A 7,966-nucleotide genomic window follows, 5' to 3' on the forward strand; every position below is an offset into this window, starting at 1 on the left:
CCACTGTTTGGATTAAAACCAAAAGTCAACAAATTAGAAAAGAAACTGTTACAGGAAGCTGTATAAGAAACTTCACTGAGAATAAAATTGCTAGAATGAAAAAGAAACACACAATACTAATTATCCGAATAATGCTATTGACAGGAACCGCCATATCCATGTTTTTTGTGCCATGGTTACTGCTCAGAATCATGCTCACTCCACTGCCTGCTACCGTTCAGGAACAAATCGATAAAAGCATAAAATATGGTTTCGACGGAATAATCGTATATGTTGACGAAGCCGGAAAAGAACCTGCCTTTTATGCTGCCGGGTACAAAAACCGGGAAAACAAAATTCCGGCCGATCCATATTCATTATTCAAAATTGCCAGCATCAGCAAATTATACGACGCGGTTGCCATTACCAAACTGGTTAGCGACGGGCGTTTATCGCTGGATAAAACTCTGGCCGATTACTTCCCTCAACTGCTAGGAAGAATTGAAAATGCCGACCAAATTACACTGAGAATGCTTGTGCAACACCGCAGTGGTATTCCTAATTTAACCGACACCCCAAACTTTTGGGCAGAACCACCATCAAGCAGCCAGGAAGCACTTGAACGTGTGCTTGATTTACCGGCCGATTTTGCCCCCAATGCCAAGTATCGGTACTCGAACACCAATTATTTGTTGATTTCCATGTTAATTGAAAAAGTGACCGGAGAAGAAGTTTTCCAGACGATTAAAAAAGAAATTCTGGCCCCCCTTGGCCTGAAAAACACTTTTGGTTCGATAACTGAGGAAAACATCGACGATGTGATGAGTGGATATTACGTTGGAATAGAAGAAGACATTAAAGCCGGAGACTATGGAACCAAACTAACCTCGATGGTTGCCAGTGCTGAAGATGTTGGCATTTTTCTGCGGGCATTAAACGATGGCTCGGTATTTAACGAAGGTGAACAGAAAATCTATTCCTCCATTTACGTATACGAACACACCGGATTGATGCCAGGATATATGAGCATTGCCAAATACCACAAAGACATCGACGCGGTTGTTGTTCAATTTGTAAATACCACCGATTTTCAAGGATTACACTGGAGTACAATGGAGATTGTGTACAGGCGGGTAGTGAAAATTGTGAAGCACCAACACAACAAATAAAGATGAACAAAAGGATCCAAAACTTACTTATAAACCATATTTAAAGCAGCGCCGATAATTCCGGCGTTGTTTTCCATTTCAGCAGGTACAACGGGAGTATCAACATTAATGTATTCTTCAAACTTGTCCATTTTCTTACTTACGCCACCGCCAATAATAAACAGGTTGGGATTAAACATCCTGTCGTAATAATCCAGCGCATTGTTAAAACGTTTACCCCACTCTTCCCACGACAGATCTTTTCTTTTTCGCACCGAATCAGCTGAATAGCGTTCAATGGTTTTGCCTTTAAATTCAAGGTGGCCCAGCTCCAGGTTCGGCACCAGGTGTTTATCGATAAAAATAACGGTCCCGATTCCGGTTCCTACAGTAAGTAAAAACACCATACCTTTTGCCTTGGCTCCGGCTCCAAAATGGATCTCGGCAATTCCGGCAGCATCGGCATCGTTTACACACTCTACTTCGCAGCCTGTTTTCTCGGATAATTGTTTGTTAACTTCCTGCCCAATCCAACTGTTATCGATGTTTGCAGCGCTTAACATCACACCGTTTTTAACTACGGCAGGTACACCAACGCCAACTTTACCTTTCCAGTTAAAATGTTCAGTAAGCTCTGCCATTACCTCCGCCACTGCATCAGGAGTTGCAGGTTGTGGTGTATCAATACGATGTCGTTCTGTAACCAGTTCACCTGTTTTAGTATCTACAATTGCTCCTTTAATTCCCGATCCGCCAAAATCAATTCCAAGTACTTCCATTTTTTATCGTTTTTGATCTTCTAATTTACGATAATGATTTCGTTCAGTTGCAATGATTTTTAATTTAGCTCGAATCAGACCATACTTCCGCAAGTAAAATAAAGTGTCACGCAGATCTCGCAGATTTACGCAGAAAAAAACTTTCACCCCATGGGGTGAAAGAAAATCAGCGGAAATCTGCGTTATCAGCGTGAAATAACAAAATCTTGCGAATTATAGCTTGGAAACAGCTACACACAAAAAAGCAGATTCCCTTTCGGAAATCCGCTTTCATATTTTCTTGTCAATTTGCTACTACAACTGATAGAGTTCATCAGCCCGTAACAATTCGGTTTTATGTTTTTGCAGCATTTCCACACAACGCTCAACTCGTGTTGGGCGAATTACGGTAACGGCTCCTTCATCTTTCATCGAAAAGGCATACATGTATTCGATAAACACCTCTTCTTTTTGCAGAATATCCAGCAGCTTGCTTAAACTGCCCGGTTTATTTGGTGTTTTGGCCAAAACAACATCAGTGGTTTTTACCGAAAACTCATTTTCTTTTAATACCGCGCATGCTTTATCCGGGTCGGAAACAATCATGCGCAGAATCCCGAAATCAGAAGTATCGGCAATGGTAAACGCCGACAGGTTTATTTCGGCATCGGCCAGTATTTTTGTCACTTCGTTTAATCGTCCTGACTTATTCTCTAAAAAAACAGATACTTGTTTGATGATCATGACTTTAGATTTTACGATTATCGATTACACGTTTTGCTTTTCCTGCAGTACGCTCAATGGTTTTTGGTTCCACCAGTTTCACATCTACTGAAATCCCAAGCGTACTTTGAATATTATGCGTAATTTTCTTTTTCAGTTTTTCCAGTTCGCGTACTTCATCCGAGAAGAATTGCTCCTGCACTTCCACCATAAGTTTCAGCACATCGAGTGTACCTTCGCGCTCCACAATTAACAGGTAGTGTGGTTCTGTTTCGCTCATTTCGAGCAATACACTTTCAATTTGCGACGGGAATACATTAACTCCGCGAATGATTAACATATCATCCGAACGCCCCTTACATTTTTCCATGCGCACCAGTGTACGTCCGCATTCGCATTTATCGTAAATCAAGCGGGTAAGATCGCGCGTACGATAGCGCAAAATTGGAATTCCCTCTTTGGTAATGGTTGAAAATACCAACTCTCCCACTTCACCCGGTGCAACAGGTTGCAGTGTTTCCGTATCGAGAATTTCTGGAATAAAATGATCTTCGTTAACGTGCATGCCCACCTGGTGCTCGCATTCGCACGAAACTCCGGGGCCAATCACTTCACTCAATCCATAAATATCGATGGCTTTCAATTTTAATTTGGCTTCAATCTCCTTGCGCATGCTTTCGCTCCATGGTTCGGCACCAAAAATACCAACGCGTAGCTTCAGCTCTTCCGGATCGATACCCATTTCCTGCATGACTTCGGCCAAAAACAAAGCATACGACGGCGTACAGGCAATTACCGACGAGCCAAAATCCTGCATTAGCTGAATTTGCTTTTGGGTATTTCCACCCGAAATAGGAATTACGGTTGCTCCAAGGTTTTCAGTACCGTAGTGTAATCCCAAACCACCGGTAAACAGACCATAACCGTATGCCACCTGCACAATGTCGTTACGTGTTACACCCGACATACACAACGAACGGGTTACCACTTCGGCCCACATGCTCAGGTCGTTTCGGGTGTAACCAACAACGGTTGGTTTTCCGGTAGTTCCCGAACTGGCGTGCACACGCACAATTTCGCTCATGGGCACGGTAAACATTCCGAAAGGGTAATTATCGCGCAGGTCGGTTTTATTGGTAAACGGCAGGCTTTTTAAATCTTCTACCGAACGTACATCGCCGGGCAGCATTCCAATTTCCTGCATTTTGGCGCGGTAGCTGGGTATATTGTGGTAAATGCGCTGAACGGTTTGTTTTAGACGTTCGCTTTGAACTGCGGCCATCTCATCGCGAGAGGCGCATTCTATCTTTTCATTCCAAATCATAAAATTTAGTTGATCTTAGTAACTGTTAGGAATTTATAATTTCTAACAGCTACATTGGTTTTACATGTTGTTTATTGGTCTACAACCGGGCATTTCGGTAGTTGCTATTTTCCGTAAACCACTTTGTCGTCAAGAATTTTAACATGGTTGATTTCCAGACGACGAATGGCCTCCAAAACATCGGGAACTTCAAGTAGAAGAACCGCCATATTATTTTCGCCAATAAGTCGCGTATAAGCACTTTCGATATGAATTCCGGCACGTGCAATTTTCACCAGAATCTCGTCCAAACCACCCGCTTCGTCTTTCATTTCAAGCGCAATCACCTCTTTCATTGCCACAGAATTTCCGTGGTCGGTAAGAATTTTATAGGCTTCATCAGGATGGTCGACAAGCAAACTTAATACGCCCCATCCGTGCGCCATATTATTTAAAGTAAGCGTTCGAATGTTTATTCCCTTTTTTTTCAACAGCGCGGTAATTGCCTCGAAATGGGTTATTTTGTTTTCAAGAAAAACAGATATTTCAAATGCCATAATTGTAGTTTTTTAGTTAATTCAACATGGTTTCCGTAAAATTAAAGTTTATTGGATAAACATTCACCAACGGAAATCATATTTTCAATTCGTTCAAAACCCGTACCGTTATTTTATTCCGTGCCTACCGTCGATCTTTCTTCCCCGGGGTTTCAAACTCCTTCTGCCAGAATTTTTGTGTAATCTTCTAAAAATTATAGGTCAGCATTAACAGAATCCGGTGGTTGATGGCGTTTACCGTATCGTCGTAAAGTCCATCTGAGAAATCGAAAGTTCCGATTCCGTAGTCAGCCGAATCAATTTCATATTCTGCCACAAAACGAAGGTTTTTATAGTTATATGCGTAATACGGAGCTATGCGCCAGGCCTGTTTCATAGTTGGCATCAAACCTTTAGTTTTTGCTGCTCCATCGAAATTATACAGGGGATCTTTTGTACCAAAATTAGTTGATAAGCCGACAAACAGGCCCAGCTGCTTTTGTGTACCGTAAACCACATTCACCAAAGTAGTTGATGTGGTATAGTTGGTGTAGGTCATTCCTCCGGTTCTTTCGTCGTAAGATTTTACACCGTAACCGCCAATCATCAGCATGTTCGACAAATTCTGTCCCACCAGTTCTTTTACCAAAAAGAACCATTTATCTTTTTTGTAACCCGCATAACTCATTACGGCATAACTGGTGTTCAGCTCATCGCTCTGAAATTTACCGTCTGTACCTTCAGTTACGTCAATAGGTTTTATAGCATTAAACTGACCAGCAATTCCGAGGCTAATTCCATTGTCGTTGTAGTACAATCCGGCCACCAATTCAGGGATTCCGGCATTACGCTTTGCAAGGTTCTTGCAGTTGGTATTTGGCACATCGTAAAATCCCGGAGTGGCATATTGCTGTTCGTATAGCGCTGTTAACGACAGTGTTGTTTTAGTCCCCGGTTTATAATCGAAATCGATTTGTGGCGAGCGGTTGAATGGGTTATAAGGGCTACCGGTATTTAAACCTCCTACCTGCGGATAAAAGGCACCGCTGCCATTCCATAAGGGATGCCAGGTTTGCCCGATCAGTAACGATGATTTTTCCCAATCGAGTTTTACATATGCTTTTCGCAAACGCAACACTTCGGGATACTCGCTTACAATTCCGGCAAAATCGGTTTCGAAATTTGCAGATGATTTAGCTCCTAAAACTTCAGGTCCGGTAATGTTAAAACCAAAACGGGTTGCCATGGCCGTAAAACCATGAATCCCCTGATGATTGAGATCGTTCCCTTCAGCATCCTCTCCTTTGTAAAGCGGGAAAAGGTAAAAGTTGTCCTGGGCAGCGTTAAGTCCTTTGTAGGAATCGTAATAATACTCGCTTCGGATAAAACCGTAAAGCTCGATCGATGATTTTTTTGCAGTGACTTTGTTGTCGTCTTGTGCCATTATAGAAATGGAAATCAGACACAGAATAGCGGTTAATGATAAATATTTTTTCATTGCGAAAATGATTAGTTGTTTTTGTTGATTGAACAATGATTGCACACCCGAAGAAAGCGAATTAGCCCTTCGGGTAAGAACAGAAGTACTCTAATAAGAAATAATATGTTGCTGTCTTAATCACGAGCCTCAAAATTAGCAATTTTACATGCCTGCCCAAGGTTGTATTTACAATTTGAATCTCAAAAGTGCTTATTTATTTTGATTTCAAACTACACATAAAAAAACCCGTTCGCGAACACTTGTCCGGAATGGGTTTATTATAGATGCTTATTAATTTTTTATTTGTTTGCCATTGCAAAATCCAAACCGGCCTTAAAAGCTTTTCGGTTCATTTCTACCACGGCCTCGCCTTTTCTACTGAAAATATGTGCAATTCCGGCTTCTATTTTTTCCGGTTCAATATTCAGAAAAGGAGTAGCTGCTCCCAACATCACCACATTCGATGCACGTTTGTTGCCAATTTCTGCCGCAATTTTATCTGCATCGATAGCCACAAAACGCGGTTGTTTTTCTATTTCTGCCAAAACAGCTTCCACATCCGGGTAATTCGCGATATTGATAAAAGGTGTGGTATTGGTTACCACATACCCTTCGGGCGACAAAAACGGCAGGTAGCGCAAAGCTTCCATAGGCTCCACCGACAAAATCAAATCGGCTTTCCCCATCGGGATAAGATCGGCAGCAATTTCGCAGTCGGAAATACGCAGGTGCGACTGCACTGCCCCGCCACGCTGGCTCATTCCGTGTGTTTCGGCCTGTTTTAAAAACAAATTCTCGTTAATGGCTGCATCGCCAATAATCGATGCAATGGAAAGAATTCCCTGTCCGCCAACTCCGGCTAATATTATATCTGTCTTCATTTTTACTTATTTATTGGGGTTATCTTTCATTTTCTTTTCCTTGCGCAAACGTTTTGCCGCTGCCTGAATACACTCGCGACGAAAAACAATTACCGAAACACCTTCGTAAGCAATCTCTTCTTCGAAAGTCTGCACCATCATATCGTGGTATTTTTTCAGTGGAGTTAATACGCGAATATGATTCGGGTCAACGCCAACTCCGGTACAAATGCTTTCAATTTTTCCAAGTGCTGATGACTCCTGTCCACCGGTCATCGATACCGATTCGTTATCGGAAATAACAACTATGATATTTGCCTCATCGTTAACGGCATCCAACAAACCGGTTATTCCCGAGTGCGTAAAAGTTGAGTCGCCAATAACAGCTACGGAAGGAATCAAACCTGCATCGGCAGCACCTTTTGCCATGGTTACCGAAGCGCCCATGTCAACACACGAGTATATACTTTTGTATGGCGGCAAAGCACCCAGCGTATAACAACCGATATCGGAGAAAACGCGTCCTTTGGAGTATTTATCCAGCGCCTGGTTCAGGGCTTTGTACATGTCCTGGTGGCCGCATCCCTGGCACAATGCCGGCGGACGGTTTACAACCAGATCCGGAACATCGGCACCAAGCTGTGTTTCTTTTCCCAGTGCTTTGGCTACCAGATCGGCATTCAGTTCGCCGTCGCGTGGCAAAGCACCACTTAATCGCCCCGAAACCTGAATATCCTTTTTAAATGCAGCCTTTATGTGCTCTTCAACAACCGGATAACCTTCTTCCAGCACCAGTACCTCTTCGCAATGTTTGGCCATTTTATCCAAATATTTTTGAGGAACCGGGTATTGCGAAAGTTTCAGTACGGTATACGGGCAGTCGTCTTTCGGATAATTTTCCTTCAGGTAATTGTAAGCAATACCGCAGGCAATTATTCCAAAGCTTTTGTCTTCGCCTTTTATGTATTCGTTGTATTTCGATTTTTTTGCCGTCTTCTCAAACAGCTCCTGTTTTTCAAGCAAACCTTTGTATCTTCTGCGGGCAATGGCCGGCAGCAAAACAAACTGGCTTGGATCAGCTGGTAAAACCACGTCTTTTTCGGGCAGTACTTCACTGCGAATCACTCCGGCACGCGAGTGTGCCAAACGTGTGGTTATACGCACCATCACCGGAACTTC

General features: G+C 42.6%; 8 protein-coding genes. 1 reads left to right on the forward strand and 7 read right to left on the reverse strand.

What is annotated here, in order from left to right; genetic code table 11:
• Positions 1–95: 95 nt before the first annotated feature.
• Complete coding sequence (locus tag ABZB17_RS17530) at positions 96–1,148, forward strand: serine hydrolase domain-containing protein (RefSeq protein ID WP_372652038.1); 1,053 nt, start codon at positions 96–98, stop codon at positions 1,146–1,148.
• 23 nt (positions 1,149–1,171) lie between these two features.
• Here ABZB17_RS17530 and ppgK read toward each other — a convergent pair whose 3' ends face one another.
• The 7 genes from ppgK to ABZB17_RS17565 form a co-directional block, all read right to left on the reverse strand.
• Positions 1,172–1,906 carry a polyphosphate--glucose phosphotransferase gene (ppgK, locus tag ABZB17_RS17535; RefSeq protein WP_372652040.1) on the reverse strand — a complete coding sequence of 245 codons (735 nt, stop codon included), beginning with the start codon at positions 1,904–1,906 and terminating at the stop codon, positions 1,172–1,174.
• Between the two features lie 294 nt (positions 1,907–2,200).
• A complete protein-coding gene (locus ABZB17_RS17540; protein WP_045029528.1) occupies positions 2,201–2,629 on the reverse strand; it encodes an ACT domain-containing protein in 429 nt (142 codons plus the stop codon).
• A gap of 4 nt (positions 2,630–2,633) precedes the next feature.
• Positions 2,634–3,932 (reverse strand): phenylacetate--CoA ligase family protein, encoded by a 1,299-nt coding sequence (locus ABZB17_RS17545; RefSeq protein WP_372652042.1) that lies wholly within the window; start codon positions 3,930–3,932, stop codon positions 2,634–2,636.
• Between the two features lie 104 nt (positions 3,933–4,036).
• Complete coding sequence (locus ABZB17_RS17550) at positions 4,037–4,468, reverse strand: hypothetical protein (protein WP_045029533.1); 432 nt, start codon at positions 4,466–4,468, stop codon at positions 4,037–4,039.
• 187 nt (positions 4,469–4,655) lie between these two features.
• On the reverse strand, positions 4,656–5,945 hold the full coding sequence (locus ABZB17_RS17555) for a hypothetical protein (protein WP_372652044.1): 1,290 nt from the start codon (positions 5,943–5,945) through the stop codon (positions 4,656–4,658).
• Between the two features lie 281 nt (positions 5,946–6,226).
• On the reverse strand, positions 6,227–6,808 hold the full coding sequence (locus ABZB17_RS17560; RefSeq protein ID WP_372652046.1) for an indolepyruvate oxidoreductase subunit beta: 582 nt from the start codon (positions 6,806–6,808) through the stop codon (positions 6,227–6,229).
• A 6-nt stretch (positions 6,809–6,814) separates the two neighbouring features.
• Positions 6,815–7,966, reverse strand: a 1,152-nt coding sequence (locus tag ABZB17_RS17565) for a thiamine pyrophosphate-dependent enzyme (protein ID WP_372652048.1), incomplete at its 5' end; no start/stop codon positions are given.

Source organism: Draconibacterium sp. (genome assembly GCF_041583095.1).
Taxonomy (GTDB): domain Bacteria; phylum Bacteroidota; class Bacteroidia; order Bacteroidales; family Prolixibacteraceae; genus Draconibacterium.

Coding starts and splice junctions, on each gene's coding strand:
- ABZB17_RS17530 (WP_372652038.1), top strand. CDS start 96: ATGAAAAAGAAACACACAATACTAATTATCCGAATAATGCTATTGACA.
- ppgK (WP_372652040.1), bottom strand. CDS start 1,906: ATGGAAGTACTTGGAATTGATTTTGGCGGATCGGGAATTAAAGGAGCA.
- ABZB17_RS17540 (WP_045029528.1), bottom strand. CDS start 2,629: ATGATCATCAAACAAGTATCTGTTTTTTTAGAGAATAAGTCAGGACGA.
- ABZB17_RS17545 (WP_372652042.1), bottom strand. CDS start 3,932: ATGATTTGGAATGAAAAGATAGAATGCGCCTCTCGCGATGAGATGGCC.
- ABZB17_RS17550 (WP_045029533.1), bottom strand. CDS start 4,468: ATGGCATTTGAAATATCTGTTTTTCTTGAAAACAAAATAACCCATTTC.
- ABZB17_RS17555 (WP_372652044.1), bottom strand. CDS start 5,945: ATGAAAAAATATTTATCATTAACCGCTATTCTGTGTCTGATTTCCATT.
- ABZB17_RS17560 (WP_372652046.1), bottom strand. CDS start 6,808: ATGAAGACAGATATAATATTAGCCGGAGTTGGCGGACAGGGAATTCTT.